At 62.3% G+C, this 19,732-nt stretch carries 21 protein-coding genes and 1 tRNA gene; 18 read left to right on the forward strand and 4 right to left on the reverse strand.

What is annotated here, in order from left to right:
• Positions 1-89: 89 nt before the first annotated feature.
• Positions 90-638, forward strand: a complete 549-nt coding sequence (locus AMS69_RS01610) for a peptidylprolyl isomerase (RefSeq protein WP_053966354.1) — start codon at positions 90-92, stop codon at positions 636-638.
• Positions 639-659: 21 nt separating this feature from the next.
• Here the strand turns inward: AMS69_RS01610 and AMS69_RS01615 are convergent, their stop codons facing one another.
• Positions 660-2,981, reverse strand: coding sequence for an amino acid permease (locus tag AMS69_RS01615; RefSeq protein WP_053966355.1), 2,322 nt, complete (start codon positions 2,979-2,981; stop codon positions 660-662).
• A gap of 269 nt (positions 2,982-3,250) precedes the next feature.
• Between AMS69_RS01615 and AMS69_RS01620 the strand changes: the two genes are divergently transcribed.
• From AMS69_RS01620 to AMS69_RS01670, 11 genes are all read left to right on the forward strand, one after another.
• A complete protein-coding gene (locus AMS69_RS01620) occupies positions 3,251-4,036 on the forward strand; it encodes an MOSC domain-containing protein (RefSeq protein WP_053966356.1) in 786 nt (261 codons plus the stop codon).
• Positions 4,037-4,093: 57 nt separating this feature from the next.
• Positions 4,094-4,435, forward strand: a complete 342-nt coding sequence (locus tag AMS69_RS01625) for a hypothetical protein (RefSeq protein ID WP_053967009.1) — start codon at positions 4,094-4,096, stop codon at positions 4,433-4,435.
• A 266-nt stretch (positions 4,436-4,701) separates the two neighbouring features.
• On the forward strand, positions 4,702-6,549 hold the full coding sequence (locus AMS69_RS01630; RefSeq protein ID WP_053966357.1) for an ABC transporter substrate-binding protein: 1,848 nt from the start codon (positions 4,702-4,704) through the stop codon (positions 6,547-6,549).
• Between the two features lie 112 nt (positions 6,550-6,661).
• Positions 6,662-7,702: an ABC transporter permease gene (locus tag AMS69_RS01635; RefSeq protein ID WP_053966358.1), complete on the forward strand. Its 1,041-nt coding sequence runs from the start codon at positions 6,662-6,664 to the stop codon at positions 7,700-7,702.
• The gene (locus AMS69_RS01640; protein ID WP_053966359.1) at positions 7,699-9,159 is read left to right on the forward strand and encodes an ABC transporter permease; all 1,461 of its coding nucleotides are present in this window, start codon (positions 7,699-7,701) and stop codon (positions 9,157-9,159) included. The genes AMS69_RS01635 and AMS69_RS01640 overlap by 4 nt, the downstream gene beginning before the upstream one ends.
• On the forward strand, positions 9,156-10,376 hold the full coding sequence (locus tag AMS69_RS01645) for an ABC transporter ATP-binding protein (protein ID WP_053966360.1): 1,221 nt from the start codon (positions 9,156-9,158) through the stop codon (positions 10,374-10,376). Before AMS69_RS01640 ends, AMS69_RS01645 begins: the two co-directional genes overlap by 4 nt.
• On the forward strand, positions 10,369-11,706 hold the full coding sequence (locus AMS69_RS01650; protein ID WP_053967010.1) for an ABC transporter ATP-binding protein: 1,338 nt from the start codon (positions 10,369-10,371) through the stop codon (positions 11,704-11,706). Before AMS69_RS01645 ends, AMS69_RS01650 begins: the two co-directional genes overlap by 8 nt.
• Positions 11,699-12,106 carry a DUF7555 family protein gene (locus AMS69_RS01655; protein WP_053966361.1) on the forward strand — a complete coding sequence of 136 codons (408 nt, stop codon included), beginning with the start codon at positions 11,699-11,701 and terminating at the stop codon, positions 12,104-12,106. The genes AMS69_RS01650 and AMS69_RS01655 overlap by 8 nt, the downstream gene beginning before the upstream one ends.
• Positions 12,107-12,143: 37 nt before the next feature.
• Entirely contained in the window at positions 12,144-12,668 is a 525-nt protein-coding gene (locus tag AMS69_RS01660; RefSeq protein WP_053966362.1) for a DUF7529 family protein, read from the forward strand.
• Between the two features lie 122 nt (positions 12,669-12,790).
• Positions 12,791-12,875, forward strand: a tRNA-Leu gene (locus AMS69_RS01665).
• Between the two features lie 250 nt (positions 12,876-13,125).
• A complete protein-coding gene (locus AMS69_RS01670) occupies positions 13,126-13,638 on the forward strand; it encodes a DUF5813 family protein (RefSeq protein WP_053966363.1) in 513 nt (170 codons plus the stop codon).
• A gap of 40 nt (positions 13,639-13,678) precedes the next feature.
• Here the strand turns inward: AMS69_RS01670 and AMS69_RS01675 are convergent, their stop codons facing one another.
• A complete protein-coding gene (locus AMS69_RS01675) occupies positions 13,679-13,909 on the reverse strand; it encodes an Lrp/AsnC family transcriptional regulator (protein WP_053966364.1) in 231 nt (76 codons plus the stop codon).
• A gap of 2 nt (positions 13,910-13,911) precedes the next feature.
• Entirely contained in the window at positions 13,912-14,598 is a 687-nt protein-coding gene (locus AMS69_RS01680) for a potassium channel family protein (RefSeq protein ID WP_053966365.1), read from the reverse strand.
• A gap of 140 nt (positions 14,599-14,738) precedes the next feature.
• Here AMS69_RS01680 and AMS69_RS01685 point away from each other — a divergent pair, with 140 nt between their 5' ends.
• Together AMS69_RS01685 and AMS69_RS01690 are read left to right on the forward strand one after the other, a co-directional pair.
• Positions 14,739-14,969: an Lrp/AsnC family transcriptional regulator gene (locus tag AMS69_RS01685; protein ID WP_053966366.1), complete on the forward strand. Its 231-nt coding sequence runs from the start codon at positions 14,739-14,741 to the stop codon at positions 14,967-14,969.
• Between the two features lie 52 nt (positions 14,970-15,021).
• Positions 15,022-15,342 (forward strand): hypothetical protein, encoded by a 321-nt coding sequence (locus AMS69_RS01690; protein WP_053966367.1) that lies wholly within the window; start codon positions 15,022-15,024, stop codon positions 15,340-15,342.
• Here the strand turns inward: AMS69_RS01690 and tmk are convergent.
• Positions 15,339-15,926, reverse strand: coding sequence for a dTMP kinase (tmk, locus tag AMS69_RS01695; protein WP_053966368.1), 588 nt, complete (start codon positions 15,924-15,926; stop codon positions 15,339-15,341). The genes AMS69_RS01690 and tmk overlap by 4 nt on opposite strands.
• A gap of 140 nt (positions 15,927-16,066) precedes the next feature.
• Here tmk and AMS69_RS01700 point away from each other — a divergent pair, with 140 nt between their 5' ends.
• From AMS69_RS01700 to cofC, 4 genes are all read left to right on the forward strand, one after another.
• Positions 16,067-16,990: a complex I NDUFA9 subunit family protein gene (locus AMS69_RS01700; RefSeq protein ID WP_053966369.1), complete on the forward strand. Its 924-nt coding sequence runs from the start codon at positions 16,067-16,069 to the stop codon at positions 16,988-16,990.
• A gap of 113 nt (positions 16,991-17,103) precedes the next feature.
• Positions 17,104-18,285, forward strand: a complete 1,182-nt coding sequence (locus tag AMS69_RS01705) for a tubulin/FtsZ family protein (RefSeq protein ID WP_005536054.1) — start codon at positions 17,104-17,106, stop codon at positions 18,283-18,285.
• Entirely contained in the window at positions 18,263-19,039 is a 777-nt protein-coding gene (locus tag AMS69_RS01710) for a hypothetical protein (RefSeq protein ID WP_053966370.1), read from the forward strand. Before AMS69_RS01705 ends, AMS69_RS01710 begins: the two co-directional genes overlap by 23 nt.
• A complete protein-coding gene (gene cofC / locus AMS69_RS01715) occupies positions 19,039-19,665 on the forward strand; it encodes a 2-phospho-L-lactate guanylyltransferase (protein ID WP_053966371.1) in 627 nt (208 codons plus the stop codon). The genes AMS69_RS01710 and cofC overlap by 1 nt, the downstream gene beginning before the upstream one ends.
• The last annotated feature ends 67 nt before the right edge of the window (positions 19,666-19,732 follow it).

Below are 19,732 nucleotides of genomic sequence, written 5' to 3' on the forward strand. Positions count from 1 at the left end.
GTCAGGACATGGTGGGGGTGGCCCCGTTCCGATACTTGAACCCTCGGTCAGTGGGCAGGCTTTTCTGCCGGGCTTCCTTCCGACCGAGTATGAGCGACCTGACTGCGACCCTCCACACGACAGAGGGCGACATCGAAGTCGAACTGTACGACGAGCGCGTGCCGACCACCGTCGAGAACTTCGTCGGCCTGGCCGAAGGGGCCAACGACTACGACGGGACCGAGATCGCTCCGGGAACCGGCGCGTGGGAAGACCCCGAATCCGGCGAGAAGCGGATCGATCCGCTGTACACCGACATCGACATCCACCGCATCATCGAGGACTTCATGATCCAGATGGGGGACCCGACCGGCACCGGCCGCGGCGGCCCCGGCTACTCCTTCGACGACGAGTTCCACGACGACCTCACCCACGATGGACCGGGCGTTCTCAGCATGGCCAACAGCGGCCCGAACACCAACGGTTCGCAGTTCTTCATCACACTCGACGCCCAGCCGCACCTCGACGGCAAACACGCCGTCTTCGGGAAGGTCATCGACGGGATGGAGGTCGTCGAGTCCATCGGCAGCGTCGACACCGACCGCAACGACGCGCCGACCGAGGAGATGCTGCTCGAATCGGTCGACATCCACCGATAAGCGCGCCGGCAGCGAGACGACTTAGTTCCAGTCGGGGCTGGACCCCTGTTTCCGGCCCGACCGCGATAGCCGCTTTCTGAGGTACCGCGTGACTGGGAACAGCCGCTCGCTCAGCCGGCCGGAGACACCGGTCTGGCTGGCGTAGACGAGGACCGGCACGTCCCGGTCAGCGGCCAGCGCGATGACCTCGTCGGGCGTGCTGCCGAACAGGGCCTGCCTGAGCCAGCGGTCCCGCGACGCACCGATGACCAGCACGCCGCCGTTCTCCGCCGCGGTCTCGACGAGGCCGTCCGCGACGGTGCCGGCCCGGACGTTGTGGACCTGGGTCGTCTCGACGCCTTCGAGTGCATCGAGCGTCGTCCCCGACGCCTCGTTTGCTCCCTCGTCGTCGGTGCTGACGTTGATGAGGTGGAGGTCGCTCCCCAGTTGCCCGAGCGCGTTCACGAGCGGGAGTACGGCCTGATGGTGGGGGCCGCCGCCCGCGCCGATGTTGATGACGTCGAGGTCGTCCGCGGCCGCGGTCTTGTCGGCGAAGAACACGTCGCAGGGCGCTTCGCGCTCGACGGTCTCGGTCACGTCCTGATGGCGTTCGGGATACCCCATGAGGATGAGGTCGGCGTCGTCGTCACGCGCCGTCTGAAGGATGTCGAAGGCCACGTCGCGGCAGGTGTGCCCCTCGATGAGGAGGTCGACGCCGTAGTCGTCTCCCAGTTCCGACCGGATGCGTTCGGTGCGTGCCTTCGCGGTGTCCTGCACGGATTCCCAGGGCGTCTGGTCGGGCACCTGCGTCACGTTGAGGACGTGGACGACGGGGTCCTCGTCGGACACCTTCGCGAGCGCCGCCGCGAGTTCGACGTAGCGAGCGGCCCGGCCCGGGCGGGCGATGGGCACGAGGACGCGGAAGCCGCCAGTCTCGGCGGTCGCCTCAGCCCCCGCGGCACTCGCCGCTGGAGTCTCCGGGACCACCTCGCGAAGCAGGTCCTCGGTCTCCGGCGCGCCGCCCCAGGCGAGGTACACGACGACCATTGCGCCCGTCAGTACGAGCCCGGTCACGACACCTTTCGGCGGGAGGTTGTAGATGAGTCCGAGGTTCGCCAGCACACCGATGACGGGGACCACCGGGACGCCGGGGACGCGAAAGCCCCGCGTGATATCCGGGAACCGCCGGCGGGAGTAAATGAGCGCGACGTTGACGACGGCAAGCGGCAACAGGAGGTTCAGCGTCGCGAAGCCGGTCAGGGCGTTCAGCCCCAGGTGGAGGCCGAGGCCGGCGAGCAGTCCGCCCTCGGCGGGGAACAGCGCAATGAAGAACACGATGAGCGCGACGATAGTCGCTGTCGCGGTCGCCACGCTCCAAGAGGGCGTCCCGTAGTCGGGGTGGATGCGGGAGAACCGCCGGGGGGCCTGCCCGCGGGTGCCCATCAAGGAGCCGATGCTGCTGGCGGCGAGTATCGACGCGTTCGAGGCCGACACCATCGAGAAGATGGCCCCGGCCACGATGAGGCTCTCGCCGATGCTCCCGAGGAACGAGGCGGCGACCCGGCCCATCGCCGTCTCGCCCTCCTGTGCGATGACCTCCGCGGGAATCGGGGAGTTCACCATCGCGATGATGACGAACGCGTAGAGGACGGTGACCGTGACGATGCTCGCGGCGATGGCCCGTGGGACAGTCCGCTTCGGCTCGATTATCTCGCCCGCGCTGGCCGCGATGGCAGAGAAGCCGAAGAACGTGATGAACGCCAGCGCAGAGATAGTAAGGATGTCGACGGGGCCGCCGCCGAAGTTTCCGGCGAACTTACCGACAGCCACCGACGGCCCGCGGAAGGCGAATGCGCCGCCGATGAACGCGAGCAGGACGGCGACCTTCGCGCCCGTGACGAGGAGCTGGAAGCTCCCGCTCTCCTCGGTTCCGCGGGCGTTGAGAACGCCGAGCAGGACCGCAGTCGCCACGCCGGCGGTCCCGTGTGGCAGGAAGTGAAGCGACTCGGGGAGGAGGAAACGGACGACCCACTCGTCCATCGTCGCGAGGTAGAAGGCCGTCGTCCCGGTGTAGCCGAGAAACAGCGACATCCCGATGCTGTATGTCAGCAGGTCCCGGTCCTCGAAGGTCCGCGAACAGAAGAGGTAGCCGCCGCCGTTCTCTGAGTAGACCGACGCGAACTCGGAGTACGCGGCGGCGGTGACGCCAGCGATGACGGCGGCGATGACGAACGCGATGACGGCGCTCGACCCGATTGCTGCGACGGCGGTGCCGGACAGCGAGAAGATGCCGGCCGCTATCATCGTCCCCAGCCCGATTGCGAACGCGATTTTGAAATCCAGCGTTCGAGTGTGTTCGACCATTCGTCTGGCGACTGATTACCCCAGTTGATACGTAATAGTATCGTTCAGGCGATTCTCCGAACACCCGTTTTCGTCCGGTTTTCGGTAGGGGACGCCGCCGCGTCAGCCCTGCTTACCACCAGAGCAGGCCACTGGCGGTCGAAACGCGCGACACCACCAGAGCGCGCTTTCGGGAGCCCCTACCCGCTTCGTCATCGCGCCGGGTCGAGACGCCGCCGGACTCCCGGAACGGGATACTGCTATAGGGCCGGCGGCCGAAGCCGCCGACAGTGGCACACGTCGAGCGACTCACCGTCTACCCCGTCAAGGCGCTGGACGGCATGGACTTCGAATCGGTAGCGATCCGCCCGGGCGGGACGCTGGCCCACGACCGCGAGTTCGCCATGTTCGACGCCGGTGGCGACGTGGTCAACGGGAAGCGGACCGACCGCGTCCACGACATCGACACCGGGTACGACCCCGAGGCGGGGACGCTCTCTGTCACGACCGACGACGACAGCGCGTCGTTCGACCTCCGGGAGGAGCGCGGCCGCTCGCAGGCGGCCGACTGGCTCGGCGCGTTCTTCGACGTAGACCTGACCGTCGAGCGCGACGAGACGCTGGGCTACGTCGACCGCCGCGAGATGGGACCGTCGGTCATCAGCACCGCGACGCTGGAGACCGTGGCGTCGTGGTTCGACGACGTGACCGTCGACGGACTGCGCCGGCGACTCCGGGCGAACGTCGAGGTCGGCGGGGTCCCGGCGTTCTGGGAAGACCGCTTTGTCGGCGCGGACGCCCCCGCGTTTCGGGCCGGCGGCGTCCGCTTCGAAGGGGTGACACCCTGTGGCCGCTGTGTGGTCCCACAGCGGGACCCCGACACCGGCGAGGAAACCACGGGGTTCCGGGAGCAATTCATCGAACGCCGGCAAGAGACGTTCCCGGAGTGGGCCGACCGGGACGCCTTCGATCACTTCTATACCCTGATGCTCATCGCCCGCGTCCCCGAGGCCGACCGCGGCGCGGAACTGGCCGTCGGAGACTCCGTCGAGGTCGTGCCGGCAGCCGAGACGTAGCGAGTCTTTGACCGCGAGACCGACAATCGAAAGGTGGTCCATCTCGAACAGGGCATAATGGCAGACGCGGACGACCACGTCGATCCGAGCGAGTTCGGCGAACAGGACGGCCCCCCAATCGAGGAGAAGCCCTACAAGATCATCTTCGAGGCCAACAAGTGCTTCGGGGCGGGCAAGTGCGCCGAGAAGTCGCGTAACTGGACCCTCGACTTGGATACTGGCATCGCCAAGCCCGAGACCTACTTTATCGACGAATCGGATCTGGATCACAACATCGCGGCCGCAGAGGCCTGTCCGGCGAAGAAAGACCGGGGCATCATCCACGTCATCGACCGGCGGACGAACGAGGAGATCGCCCCGGACCCGAACGGCGACGGGACACTCTCCGTCGACTGGTAGCGCAGTTTCTAATAGCGGCAGTTTTACCACCACCTATCAGTCCGCGTAGACACCGGTGCGCGCTGTCAATGCTACCGAGAATTCAGTGCGAGAAGGCAAAACTCCAGAATACAGAAAACAGCCGTCGCAGTATATATCATGTAAGATTACTATAGATAATAAACTGAATTTCTTCATGCGAGCAGTTTAATATTTCAAGCTACTGTATGACATAACTTCTATTTGTGGGGGGCAATTTGGGTATCAATATGCCACGTTCAAGTAGCATGGAACGGCGATCGTTTCTGAAAGCAACGGGCAGTGCTGCGGCGGCCGCAGCGCTGGCAGGATGTTCCAGTGATAGTGACGAGACTGAGGGCGCAGAGGAGGAGACCGGCGGTGGCACGGACTCGACAGACTCCAGTGGGGGCGATGTCGGGACCGACCTGAAACAGGACGGGGACCTCTGGCGGGTCAACACGGGGACGATGACGACGATGGACCCGATCGAGGCGACCGACACCCAGTCAGGAATCGTTATTCAGCAGATGTTCGACCCGCTGATGAACTATCCCGACAGCCAGCCCGCTGTAGAGGGGCTTATGGCTGCGGACTACGAGGTATCTGAGGACTTCACGACCTACACGTTCCAGTTAAAGGACGCGACCTTCCACAACGGCGACACCGTAACCGCCAGTGACTTCGTCTACGCGTTCGAGCGGCTGACTGCATCTGAGAACTCCAGTCGTGCCTACTTCGTGCTTGACTCGCTGGGCGTGACACACGAGACGACGACTGAGACGGTCGACGGCGAGGAACAGGAAGTGTACAAGTCGGGGACGCTCGGTGTTGAGGCTGTCGACGAAACGACGCTTGAAATCCAGCTGGAGTCTCCGTTTGCCTCCACGCTTGAGATGCTCGCGTACTCATCCTTCGCACCGGTTCCCGAGGGCACGGTCGGCGACATCGAAGGGTACGAAGGCGAGATGACACAGGCCGAGTTCTCCAGTTCGAACCCGATCGGAAACGGCCCCTTCGAGTTCGATACGTGGAACTCCGGAACGGAGGCCAGAGTCAGCGCATACGACGACTACTATGGCGAAAGCCCGAGCATCGACGGCGTCCACTTTGCGGTCATCGAGAACGATTCAGCCAATTACAATTACGCGATGAACCGCAATGCGGACATCTTCGAACTCCCCACGGCGCAGTACGACCCCGGGAAGGTGTCCGTCGAGGAGGAAGACGACGAGGGTCGCCAGATCGGGACTTACGGCGAGTTGCGCAACGGCGACACGGCCAATTACTCCGCTGTGTCGAACATCGGAGTGTTCTATCTCGGCTTCAACATGGCCAGCGTGCCTAAGCCGGTCCGGCAGGCAGTCGCATACTCGATGAACCAGCACACCGTTGTCGAGCAGGTGTTCAAACAGCGTGGTGAACCCGCGTACAACTTCACGCCGAAATCCGTCTTCCCCGGCGGCGCTCAGAACTACAACGACCGCGCCGAAAACGAGTACCCGTATGGCTACGACGACAGCCAGCTCGGAGAGGCCCGCTCGGTGATGGAAGAGGCTGGCTACGGCGAAAACGAGCGGCTCGGCATCGAGCTGACAATCTACGAGTCCGGTGTCTGGAGTGAAACCGCAAGCATTCTTCGAGACCAGCTGCAGAGTGTCTACATCGACCTCGAAGTCAATCAGGCGCCGTTCAACACGCTCCTCGAACGTGGTCGCAACGGCGAGCTAGAGATGTACTCGCTTGGCTGGGTCGCTGACTGGCCCGCCCCGGACAACTTCCTCCAGCTGCTGAACCCGCCACAGACCGATACGAGCCTCGATTTCCCGATTTCGTACGTCAACTGGCAGCCGGAGAACGGCGACGCTGCCCAGCAGGCTGCGGAGGCGTACCAGTCGATTGCTGACAACCCGGCACCGACGGAGGAAGATCAGGCCGCCCGGAACGACGCGTACATCCAGATGGAGAACGCGAACTGGGAAGACGTCGCAATGCTGCCGGTGTATCACGAGCTGACTGAGCTGTTCTGGTACGACCACGTCGACTTCACGCCGCCAGCCGGAATGGGGCCGAGCCGACAGAAGATGAACACCGTGTCGCTCGGAGACAGACAGTAATCGCGTCCCTGCTGGCGTGATCGTCCCCGCCACGATTGGTGACGGGAACGACTTCGCAGCCCTCAGAGATTATGAACTCACAAGTACCCGTACAACGGAGACAAGCTAAGCCATGAGCCGCGCTACGTATCTGCTCAAGCGCTTGGTACTGTCGATCCCTGTTATCATATTCGGGACGACAGTAACGTTCGCAATTATCCGGCTGGGGCCGCTCAGTCCTGCAGCGGCGATCCTCGGGCCACAAGGCGATGCCCGCGCGATCCGACAGATCGAGCAACGTCTGGGACTGAACGACCCCCTCTGGGAGCAGTACTTCGACTTTATGGGAGACCTGTTCCTGTTTGACCTGGGCCAGTCATGGGTGATCAACTCCGGAACGCCGGCCATCGACCTCATCATCAGCTACGCACCACGGACGATCTGGCTCGGATTCTGGGCCGTCCTGATCGCCCTCGGAATCGGTATTCCGCTCGGCTTCTACGCCGGCCTGAATCCCAACACGTTCTCGGATTACTTCGCCTCTTTCGGTGGGATTGTCTGGCGGGCGATGCCGAACTTCTGGCTCGCGGTCATTCTGGTGACGGTGCTCTCGCAGTCGGAGCAGCTGTTTGGGTTCAGCTGGACCAGCTTTATCGTCGAGACCAACGTCGTGACCTCGCCGAACCTCGCCGTGCTGAAAAATCCCACGAGACTGATAACCGATCCGGGACAGGCGTGGAACAACCTCGCGAAAGCGACAAAACAGATACTGCCGCCCGCACTGGTGCTTGGGTCCGCGTCGATGGGCACAGAGATGCGGATCGGCCGAACTGCCGTTCTCGAAACGATCAATTCGAAGTACGTCGAAACGGCCAAGGCCAAAGGCGTCTCACCGCGGGTACTGGTCTGGAAGCATATCTTCCGGAACGCCCTGATTCCGCTCGTGCCGGTGATCACTGCCGAGGCGTTCATCCTGATCGGCGGGTCAGTGCTCGTCGAGACAGTCTTCTCGATTAACGGTATCGGTCTCCTGTTCTTCCGGGCGGCGGAGCAGGGTGACCTTCCGCTTGTTGGGACACTGATGTATCTGTTCATCCTTCTTATCGTCGGGCTGAATATCGTACAGGACTTCGCGTACACAATCATCGACCCACGCGTGGGGTACGACGGATGAGAGGGACAGAACCCACCGACGACATTGATCAGCCGTTGCGGGACCGACTCAAAGCACACCCCAGGCCGGCACTACTGTGGGGTGCCGTACTCTGTGTCCTGTTACTGCTTGAGGGACCGACGTACCTCGATGGGCTGTTCGGCGCGATAGGCTACGTGCTCGCGCGACTCCCGGGATCGCCCGGCGCCGAGGCGTTCGCCGGTGCGTCGGCCTTCTTCAGCGAACTGCCGCATCTGCTGAGCCGAGAACTGATACCCAACCGAGGGTACTACGACGGGAGTAGCTGGCAGGGCACGTTCCTCGGCCTTGAGCCGAAGTACGCATGGCTCATTCGCTTCCTGCTGGTGTATGCATACGTCGCAGTCTTGTTGGCGTGGCTGTGGTACGGGTACGTGCTCTTCCGACGGCACTATCGCGCTGCTGACTGGACGCCGACTGACGATGTCATCGACCGACTCCGAAGCCACTACTGGGGCCTGTTCGGACTCGCTGTCGTCGTCTTCTTCATCACGATGGCCGCGTTCGCGCCCGTTGTCGGTCCAACGACAGCCGAAGAGAATATCAAAGGGCCGTACTCCCACGAGATGCAGTACTTCAACGAGGACACGGAGACGGTCGAAACGATTACCATCGGCGAGGCAAACCTTGGGTCCGCATCGCGCGGTAGCGGGGACAGCAACGTCGGTATCTGGAGTTACGACGACTTCGGGCGATTCCACCCTGTCGGAACGCTCGTCAGCGGCAAGGACCTGTTTACCTTCCTCGCCTTTGGCGCACGGGTGTCGCTGTTCATCGGCCTCGGGTCGATGGCGATTGCGGGCTTTATTGCGACGACACTGGCGTTAGTTACCGCCTACTACAAGGGAGTCACTGACCTCATTGTGGTCCTGACCAGTGACTCCGTGCAGGCGATGCCAGCATTGCTGCTGGTGATTCTTGCGACAGTGGTGTTCAAGAACCACTGGATAGCAGAGATCTACAACGGGGCGATGCTGTTCATCCTCCTGTTTGCGCTGATACGCTGGCCAGGGCTGTGGCGAGCAGTGCGTGGCCCTGCGTTACAGGTCGGCGAACAGGAGTGGGTCGACGCGGCAAAGAGTTACGGCCAGCGACCCACTGTGATTATGCGGAAACACATGGCACCGTATATTCTCGGCTATCTCCTGGTTTACGCCTCCCTGACGCTCGGTGGCGTCATTATCTCGGTCTCCGCCCTCTCGTTCCTCGGACTCGGGATTACCGCCCCGACTCCCGAGTGGGGGCGGGCGATCAACATCGGGCAACAGTACATCGCCAGTCAGTCCTGGCACATCTCGCTCATTCCGGGCATCCTGATTACGCTGGTCGTCACCGGCTTCAACGCGTTGAGCGACGGGATTCGGGACGCTATTGACCCACAGAGCGAGGGTGCTGAAGGCGGTGCAACCGGCGCGGCCGCCGGAGGTGGTGGCGGATGAGCCACACCGAAGACGGCGAGCCGCTGCTGGCCGTTGACAACCTCCGGACCGTGTTCCACAGCGATAAAGAGGAGATTCGCGCTGTCGACGGCGTTTCATTCGACATTGCACGCGGCGAGACGCTCGGTATCGTCGGCGAATCCGGTTCGGGCAAGAGCGTCACCGCGCGCTCGATCATGGGACTGGTCGATAGTCCGGGCGAAATCAGCGAGGAGTCGTCCATACGGTTAGACGGACGAGAGCTGACGACGCTTTCGGAGAAGCAATACCGGTCAGTTCGTGGCGGCGACATCGCGATGGTGTTTCAGGACCCGCTGAGTTCGCTCAATCCGGTGTACACTGTCGGGAACCAGATCATCGAGGCGCTGGAGCTCCACCGTGGTATGGAAGGGGCCGAAGCCAAGTCGGAGGCCATCGAACTGCTGCGTGCGGTCGGCATCCCCGACGCGGCGCGGCGTGTCGATGAGTTCCCACACGAGTTCTCCGGCGGGATGCGCCAGCGAGCCGTCATCGCGATGGCACTGGCCTGTGACCCAGACCTGCTCATCTGTGATGAGCCGACGACGGCGCTCGATGTCACCATTCAGGCCCAGATTCTGGACCTGCTACAGGAGATTCAGACAAAGCGTGACATCGGTATCATGTTCATCACGCACGACATGGGCGTCATCGCGGAAGTCGCCGACCGCGTCGCCGTGATGTACGCCGGCGAAGTCGTCGAGCAGGCACCGGTAGAGGAACTGTTCGCGAACCCACACCACCCATACACACAGGGACTTCTGCAGAGCATTCCCGGCCGGAATCCCAGTACGGATCGACTCCCCACTATCGAAGGGGACGTGCCGACGCCACACGAATCGGCGTCGTACTGTCGGTTTGTCAGCCGGTGCCCGAAGGGCTTCGATGAGTGTGAGCGGGTCCATCCCGCCCACGTCGAAGTCAGCGAATCAGCGGACCACACTGCCGCCTGTCTCCTGTACCCCGAAGATATGCCTACTGACGACACTGTGACACAGCACGAAGAGAACGCGGACCAGACAGGCGTCGAAGCAGACGAAGCACTGTCGGCGGACGACTGGCCGGCTGAGCGTCGAAAGGCTGGTACTGACGGCGGTCCATCCGGGTCCGAGGACGGCGACGCACGGGCTGATGGTGGCCACGGCCACAGTGCCGGGGACACCGGCGGCCAGCTGGACGGAGGTGACACAGATGAGTGAATCAGTTGTCGAGACCGCGTCCCACCAGACCGGCGAGACACTGCTCGATGTGCAGGATCTGAAGACGTACTACGAAGGCGGTGGACTGCTCGGGGGAGACCCAGTGAAAGCCGTCGACGGCGTGAACTTCGAAATCTCGCGCGGCGAGACGTTCGGGCTGGTCGGTGAATCCGGCTGTGGCAAGACAACCCTCGGTCGGACACTCATCCAACTGGAAACGGCCACCTCCGGGACAGTCTCCTTCGATGGAACGGATATAACCGAACTCAGCGGCGACGACCTCAAGGAGTGGCGCCGCAACGCCCAGATGGTGTTTCAGGACCCCGAGTCGAGCCTCAACGACCGGATGACTGTCGGTGAGATAATCCGCGAACCGCTGGACGTCCACGAGCAGGGCACGGCTCGCGAGCGTCGGGAGAAAGTGCGGACACTGCTCGATCAGGTCGGACTCATGCCGGAGCACTACTACCGATATCCGCACCAGTTCTCCGGCGGCCAGCGACAGCGTATCGGCATCGCGCGGGCGCTTGCACTCGAACCGGAGTTCGTCGTCCTCGACGAGCCCGTTTCGGCGCTCGACGTGTCCGTCCAGGCCCAGATACTCAATCTGCTGGAAGACCTGCAAGAAGAGTTCGGTCTCACGTACCTCTTCATCGCGCACGACCTGAGTGTGGTCCGGCACATCTGTGACCGCGTCGGCGTGATGTATCTCGGGAATCTCATGGAGGTCGGGCCGACGGAACAGCTGTTCCAGCGCCCGGAAAACCCCTACACGCGCGCGTTGCTGTCGGCGATTCCGGAACCGGACCCGACGGTCCAGGCGGACCGGATTACCTTGCCCGGCTCGCCACCGAGTCCACGGGACCCACCGGAAGGATGCCCCTTCGCAACGCGGTGTCCCGTCCGGATTCGGCCCGAAGACATAGACGCTAGCGATGCGGTGTGGGACCGGATCCGAGAGTTCCGTGATGTCATTCGCGAGCGGTCCCGCGCGGAACAGTCGCTCGGTGAGCGGCTCAAGGAACGGCTCGGGTTCGACACCGCGTTGGCTGACGGCGAAGAAATCATCGCGGAGGAGTTCAGCGACGTGGACCTCCCGCCAGACGTACGAGAACACGTCGAACAGGCTGCAACGTATCTCAGTGATGGGGACCCCGATGCCGCACGGGCGTACCTCAAGGAAGTGTTCGGCGGTCAGTGTGACACCGAAACACCGCAGTACTACGATGTCGACGACAGACGGATGAGCTTCTGTCACCGGCACGCACAGGAGCACGTCTCCCCTGGCGACGAACTGCGCCAACGTGGCTACGACACGCACGATGGATAACCTGTCGGGAAAGGTACTCGATCTGCTGTGGTATGCCCTCGGCGTAACGCTCACAGCGACGCTTATCGGCGGCGTGCTCTCGCCGCTCCGCGGCGGTGGCTGGGTGACAGTGAAGTTCGCGCTGTTTTTTATCGGCTTCGCGCTGTTCGGCTACGCTTCGGTTACGCTGTGGCGTGCGCCATCTCTCGATTCAGACGACTCCGACGACTCCGCCGTGTCGTTTGGCGTGTCGGGGCGGGAGCGAACGCCGTTCGAGTCGGTGCTGGCTCGGGTCGTTCCGCCCCTCGATACGCTCGCCCCGCCCGAAGACCGACTCTCGCCGCCGGTGAAGCTCTTCGTTGCGAGTCTGTTCGTCCTCGGGCTTTCCCTGAGCATGGAAGTCATCTTCGGCGTCCGGTGACACCACCATTTACCTCCCGCGGGCGTAACGACAGGGTATGGTAAAGACAGGTGGTGAGGGGACAGACGACCTCGAACGGCTTGCCGCCGGTTCGGACGCCCGCAAGGCATCGTGGAAACAAACGTTAGATGAGACACAGGCGCTGGCGGACCAGCGGCGTTCTGACGGCCGCGAGGCAGTCGTCGTCCCCGCCGGGGATGCGGGTCTGCAGACAGTTGACGACGGTGACGGACTCGAACTCGTGTTCGTCATTCCGGGCAACAAGGCCGAGGACGTGACGCGGCTGGTGGAATCGAATCCCCTCGAAGCGTACGACGTGTACCGGCGAACGGTCGGAGAGCAGGTGTTTCTGGCCGTCGAGTATTTCGACCCGAACGCTGCGTCGCTGTTCATCGCTGGCGCGTACGAGCTCCGGGACGCCGGCAACGCGGTGACCGCTGCGAACGACGGGGCGACGTTCCAGACGTTGCTCAGGAAACTGGACGGGACGCCGGTCGCATCGTTCGACCACGCAGACCGGACGAAGTTCCTTCCGACCGATAAACTCCCGGTCGAAGAGTAGAGAGTGACGGGAACCGGTGTGTCACGGTCGCTAGCGAGCCACACCAGCGTGATTGTGATGGGACACGATGGCAGTCCAAGACCGAAAGGACCATTCACTAGCCCCCGCAGAGTTCAATCTGCGCGAGGGTAGCCGAGCTTGGCCAAAGGCGGTGGGCTTAAGACCCGCTCCCGTAGGGGTCCGTGGGTTCGAATCCCATCCCTCGCATTCTGCGACGAGTGGACACGAGCAGCGATACGGGCGTGGACAATCACGGGTCACCGGACGCTGTGACTCGTGTTTAGCTGGCCACAGATTCCACAGGATACACGCTGACCGCTCATCTGTGACACACTCGATAGTCTCGTGTGGCACAGCCGTGTCGATCACAGATTCGGGTGCGGTAATGACAGATAGTCCGAACGGCGAGCGGCCGGACACGACGCGTTTTTGCACGTCTGTGGCCTATACCGGCGTAATGACTGATGTGCCAGACGACGTTGCCGAAGCGTTCGACCGACACGATGCGCTCGTCCCGGCCGGGGATAGCTACGCTGTCGAGACGACGAACTTCGACGGTCGCGTGACCGCGACCGAGGGCGAGGAGTGGCGGACGAACTACGAGGTGACGGTCAGAGCGCCGTCGCTGCAGGCCGCGACAAGTGACGAGGTCGGTGATGCCGTCGTCGATGGCTGGCTTGAGACGCTGGAGCGGCGGCTTGAGGACGCGCCGAAAGCGACCCGAACTGCTGTCGAACTAGACGAGTACAGCGTCGTCGAGGACGGCGAGCAGGTCGTGGTCACGTTCGAGTACACAATGGGTGGCGAACGGCAGGCCGCAGACGTCGCAAAGACCTTCGTCGAGTACGTCGAGGGGACGTATGTCGAGGGTGTCATTCCAGGCTATGACTACGTCGGTGTCGTGGCTGACCTCCTCAATTCGGCGAGTACCGGTGGCAGTGAAGGCTCTCGTGGCGGGACGCCGCTATAGTGGGGCCGTGCCGAGCACAGAGTTCAGATAACGGTCTGTCTCAGTCCATCGCGATATAGGTCTGTGTCGTTTCGACGCCCTGAATTTCCTGAATGTGCGTCGCTGCGACATCCTTGACTTCAGCGGGCGTCTCCACGTTCACTTTCGCGATGAAGTCGACGTCTCCGGCAACGATATGTGCCTCGACAACGCCGTCGACGCCTTCGATATCAGCTTTCAGGCGGTCCGCGTCACCGGTGTGGGCTTTAACCATAACGTATGCAATGACCATTTTCAGGCACCTCCGAGCGCGGTTGCGCGCTCTGATTCGCCAACGACGATGCTTCGGACATCCGAGAGCGTCTCGAAGTCGGCCAGTATCACGACGCGATCACCGGCCTCTAGCGTTTCGTCAGGGTCGGGAATGGCGAGCGGGGCCTCGCCTTTCCCATGTGCCATCAGCCGGGAATCCGACGGCAGCTCCAGTTCCGACAGCGTGTACCCCTCCATCGGCGATTGCCGCTGGATGGTAAACTCCACGAGCTGGAGGTTCTGCGCGATATCGGCGACTGCGCGGATGTTCCCGCCCAGCAGCGCATTCTTGGCGGCGATAGCGCCCAGTCGTTCTGGGTAGATTACCTCGTCGACCTCGGAGGCGTAGCGTCGATAGATCTCTTCGCGGTAGTCCTCGTCGATGCGCATGACGGTTCGACAGCCGTGTTCCTTGGCGATCATACAGGCAACGAAGTTGTCGTTCAGGTCGCCGGTGAGCGCGCCGAGCGCGTCGGCGGCTTCGAGATCAGCGTTGCCGAGCGTCTCCTCGATAGCGCCATCGCCCGCAATCACCTCGAAGCCAGCCGTTCGCGCGCGCTCAACTGCGTTCTCATCGCGCTCGATGAGGACAACTTCGTGGCCACTCTCTTGCAGGACGCGAGCCGTCCGCAGTCCGACACGACCTGAACCCACGATAACGAATCGCATACACCCTCCTATGGGGCGGGGGTGAATAAAAGTACCCACCCGGTGGAACCACCGGACGCCTTGACCACGCTGTCAAACAATACAGCCGTTGTTTTTTCCTGACGGAACCTTTTTCGTGCCATGACACGACACACCACAATATGGTTAGCGCGTTCATCATGATCAAGACGGCTGCCGGCAAATCCGAAGACCTCCTTGCGGCAGTTCGCGACGCCGAAGGCATCACCGAGGCACACATCGTCGCCGGACAGTACGACATCATCGCCGAAGCGACCGGTACAGAAGTGTACGACATCATGCAGTCGGTTTCGGGTCACATCCGGGATCTCAACGGCGTCGACGATACGCGCACGTACATGTGTCTGGAGTGAGCGGCCCGCGTTGTTCCGACACCGCAAAGGGACTTGCCGCCCTACGCCGAACATGGTCAGTGTCGCCGGTATTATCGGCCTGCTCGTCATCGTGCTGGTCAACAGTGCTGTGACGGCGCTCATGACGCGCTTTTTCCGCGTTCGCCTGCACACGCGGTGGGGGAGCCTCGTCTACTCGCTGCTCCTCTGTCCAGTAGTCATGGTCGTCATCCTGCTGGTGTTGAGTGGCGTGTTCAGTCTCGGGGCGAACCTCGGGAGTCAGACGGCTGTCCTCCTCGTAACGATCGTTATTCCACTCGCGACCGGGATGACGTTCGATTACTTCTGGATGCCTGCTCCCGACGAAGTCGAACTACCGGCATCGATGGACTAGTCGAGAATCGCTGCTCGGACCCGTTCGTACACAGTGTCTGGATCGGCGGTTGCGTCGACGCGAACGAACCGCTCCGGGTCGGCTTCGATGAGTCGCTCGTAGTTGTCACGCACCGTTGTGAGATACTCGGCGGTCTCGAACTTGTTCGTCGCGCCGCTTCGCTGTGCGGCAGTTTCTGGATCGAGGTTGAGATACACAGTCCGGTCCGGCGGCCGGGTCCAGGGGGCGTGGACTTCACGGACGTACGACAGCGGGTCGTCGAAGGCTTCACTCGCTTTGAGTGTCGCGCCCTGATAGGCGTACCGCGAGTCGCTGTAGCGGTCGGAGACGACGAGTCTGTCTTCGCTGAGTGCCGGTCGAACCGTGTTCGAGAGGTGTGCGGCGTGGTCAGCCGTATAGAGGAACAGTTCGGCCAGCGAGTCCGCGTCGTCGTCGTCGATAGAGCGCTGAACGGCGTCGCCGTACCAGGTATCGGTCGGCTCGCGCGTGAACACAGCCTCGCTGGGGACGGCGTCGTCGCGCTGGAGCCGTTCCCACACGGTCGTCTTGCCGCTCCCATCCAGTCCTTCGAGCGTGACGAGCATACCTCACAATCTGTGTGGGGGGACGTAAGCGCCCCGACCTGGGCGGTGCATCCGTAGACTGACACAAGTGACCGGACTGCGGGCCTGTCGACCAGCGAAATACGCCCACCTTTACGGTTCTACCAACTGTATTGGTGTCTATGGATGTACTTGTCGTCGGCGGGACTGGATTCATCGGACAACACCTCTGCCGTGAACTCGACGAGCGGGGGCACGCCGTCACTGCGCTGTCTCGGTCACCAGAAGACGCAACACTACCAGACGGTGTCGAAACCGTCTCCGGGGACGTCACAGACTACGGGAGTATCGAGAGCGCGTTCGAGAATCAGGACGCGGTGTACTATTTGGTCGCGCTGTCGCCCCTGTTCAAACCGGACGGCGGCGACAGGATGCACGAGCGCATTCATCTCGGCGGAACGGAAAACAGCGTGCAGGCCGCAGAAGAGCACGGCGTCGACCGGTTCGTCCAGCTGAGTGCACTGGGTGCAGACCCTAACGGCGACACGCACTACATCCGGTCGAAGGGGGAAGCCGAGCAGGTTGTGACGGAGTCCTCGCTGGACTGGACTATCTTCCGCCCGTCGGTCGTCTTCGGCGAGGGCGGCGAGTTCGTCTCCTTCACGAAGCGCCTCAAAGGGATGTTCGCGCCGGGCGTCCCGCTGTATCCGCTCCCCGGCGGCGGCAGACAGACGACGTTCCAGCCGATCTGGGTCGGTGACCTCGTGCCGATGCTCGTCGACAGTATCGAATCCGAAGACCACGTCGGCGAGACCTACGAGGTCGGTGGGCCGGAAGTACTGACGCTCAGAGACGTGACCAATCAGGTGTACGATGCCGAGGGGTCGTCAGTAAGCATTGTCCCGCTTCCGATGCCACTGGCGAAGGTCGGGCTCTCTGTCCTGGGAAGCGTCGGGTTCCCGATGGGTGCCGATCAGTACCGGTCACTCAAATTCGATAACACGCCAGCGACGAACGAAGTAGACGCGTTCGGTATCAGTAATGGCTCTCTAACGACACTCAGTGGATATCTCAGCGGAGAATCGCCAGCAGTAGCCACTTCCTAAATAGAGTTGTGTTAGATAGTATTGATTTTCAATCCTGGCTTTCAGGGCTGAGAGCCGGGCAAAACACTTATACTCGCCATCGCTCTTTGACCCTTTAAGCGGAGAACCATATAATGAAACTGGCGATGATCGGCTTCGGGCAGGCCGGTGGCAAAATTGTGGACAAATTCCTCGAGTACGACAAGGAAACCGGCTCGGGAATCGTCCGCTCGGCTGTTGCGGTCAATACAGCAAAAGCAGACCTGCTTGGGCTAGAACACATTCCGGAGGAGAATCGAGTGCTCATTGGCCAGGCTCGCGTCAAGGGCCATGGCGTGGGCGCGGACAACGAACTCGGCGCGGAAATCGCCGAAGAAGACATCGACGAGGTGCAGGGTGCGATTGACAACATCCCCGTCCACGAAGTCGACGCCTTCCTCATCGTCGCCGGCCTCGGCGGCGGGACGGGGTCGGGCGGGTCGCCGGTCGTCGCAAAACACCTCAAGCGAATCTACACCGAACCGGTGTACGGCCTGGGCGTCCTGCCGGGCAGCGACGAGGGCGGTATCTACACCCTCAACGCCGCCCGCTCGTTCCAGACGTTCGTGCGCGAGGTGGACAACCTGATGGTGTTCGACAACGACGCCTGGCGACAGACCGGTGAGTCCGTCGAGGGCGGCTATGACCACATCAACGAGGAGATTGTCCGACGCTTCGGCGTGCTGTTCGGGGCCGGTGAGATCGAGGCCGGCGACAACGTCGCGGAAAGTGTCGTCGACTCCTCTGAAATTATCAACACGCTCGACGGCGGCGGCGTGTCCACCGTCGGGTACGCCTCCGAGGACGTCGAAGTGTCCTCTGGCGGCGGGGGCCTGCTCTCGCGGTTCAAGGGCGACGACTCGTCCGACGACGGGATGGATACGGCCAACACCACGAACCGTATCACGTCGCTCGTCCGGAAAGCCGCGCTCGGCCGACTGACACTCCCCTGTGAGATCGAGGGTGCAGAGCGTGCCCTCCTCGTGATGGCAGGGCCGCCGGAGCACCTGAACCGGAAGGGAATCGAGCGCGGTCGGAAGTGGCTCGAGGAGCAAACCGGTTCGATGGAGGTCCGCGGTGGCGACTATCCGACCAACGCCCCGAAAGTGGCCGCATCCATCCTGCTGGCCGGCGTCCACAACGTTCCGCGCATCAAGGAACTCCAGCAGGTCGCCATCGAGGCCCAGGACAATATCGACGATATCCGTAACCAAAGCGAAGATAACTTAGAGGACTTGGTCGAAGACGACGAAGATGAACTTGATCCGCTGTTCTAACAAGACCGTCGCACTCCTCTGTGTTGTCGCGCTGCTCGCGACTGCCGGCACAGCGAGTGCGTTCTCTGTCTCTGCTGACGGGGTGCCGACTGAGAGTGGCGTCGGCGAAGAGGTGTCGGTAACGTACACGATAGACGACCCGTTCACCGATGCGCCGAACGAATGGACGCTCGCCGGGTCGACCGAACTGCAGAACGTTAGCTGGACGGTCACCGTGTTGCGTGCGGGGAATCAGGTAAATCAAGAAACTTACGGCGACCAGTCCTTCGAACAGGATCTAGAGATCGATAACAACGGTGACCAAGTCCGTGTCGAACTCGTCGGCACGACGCCGGCCATCTCGAATTACACGTACGATCCGGCACAGAACTATCAGGTCGCCTCGCTCAGTCGAATCAGCGGCAACAACGAAGAGGAGTTCCGCAGCGACACTGCTCACCACTACACTGAAGAGAGTCAAGCGGCCAGACAGGCAATCGACGACGCACAGGCTGCAATCGACGCGGCCGGTGGGAACGAAAACGCCGAGGAGCTAGTCAGTAGCGCTATCTCCTCATACGAGAACGGGAACTTCCAGAACGCCCAGGACCTCGCCGGGCAGGCCGAGAGTAAGGCACAGCAGGCCCAGCAAAGCGCCCAGACCCAGCGAACGCTCCTGCTGGTCGGCGGCGGACTTGTTGTCCTCCTGTTGCTGGTCGGTGGCGGTTACTACGCGTACACGCAGATGAGTGAGGACGAGTACTCCAAGCTGTAATGCGTCTCGTCGTCCCCGTCTCGGGATCTGCCCCCAAAACGCGACTTGCGTCTGTTCTCTCTCCAGCCGAGCGCCGTGATTTTACCGAAGCGATGCTTTCAGACGTCGTCGACGCAGTGACAGCGGCGGGCCACGAACCCGAGATCATCTCGACGGCACCGCTTGACTGTGCCGTGCCGGTCACCGTCGACGACCGCGGACTCGACGCGCTCGTCAACGACCTGCTCACGTCGACGGTGGCTGACGGAGAACAAGCGCTTGCGGTTGTGATGGCCGATCTCCCGCTCGTGACCCGTGAGAGCATCGAGTGCCTGCTCGCTCCCGAAGCCGACGTGGTGCTGGCCCCGGGCCTGGGCGGCGGGACGAACGCCTTCGTCTGTCGGCACTCCGAGTTCAGGGTCGATTACCACGGCGCGTCTATCCGCGACCATCGGGCGGCCGCCCGGGACGTGGGAGCCAGCGTTACCGAGGTTGACTCGCGGCGGCTCGCGACCGATATCGACGAACCGGATGATCTCGCAGAGGTGCTGTTACACAGTGACGGCGCGGCGGCGGACTGGCTCAAACAGTCAGGATTCGAACTGAAAACCGCTGATGGGCGAGTCGACGTGGAGCGACCTCGGTAGTTCGGCCCGGGTCTCCGCCGCTAGAGTATCAATACTGATACTCCCAAGTTTACATTTAGGTAGTTTC

Origin of the sequence: Haloarcula rubripromontorii (assembly GCF_001280425.1) — an archaeon.
Lineage (GTDB): Archaea > Halobacteriota > Halobacteria > Halobacteriales > Haloarculaceae > Haloarcula > Haloarcula rubripromontorii.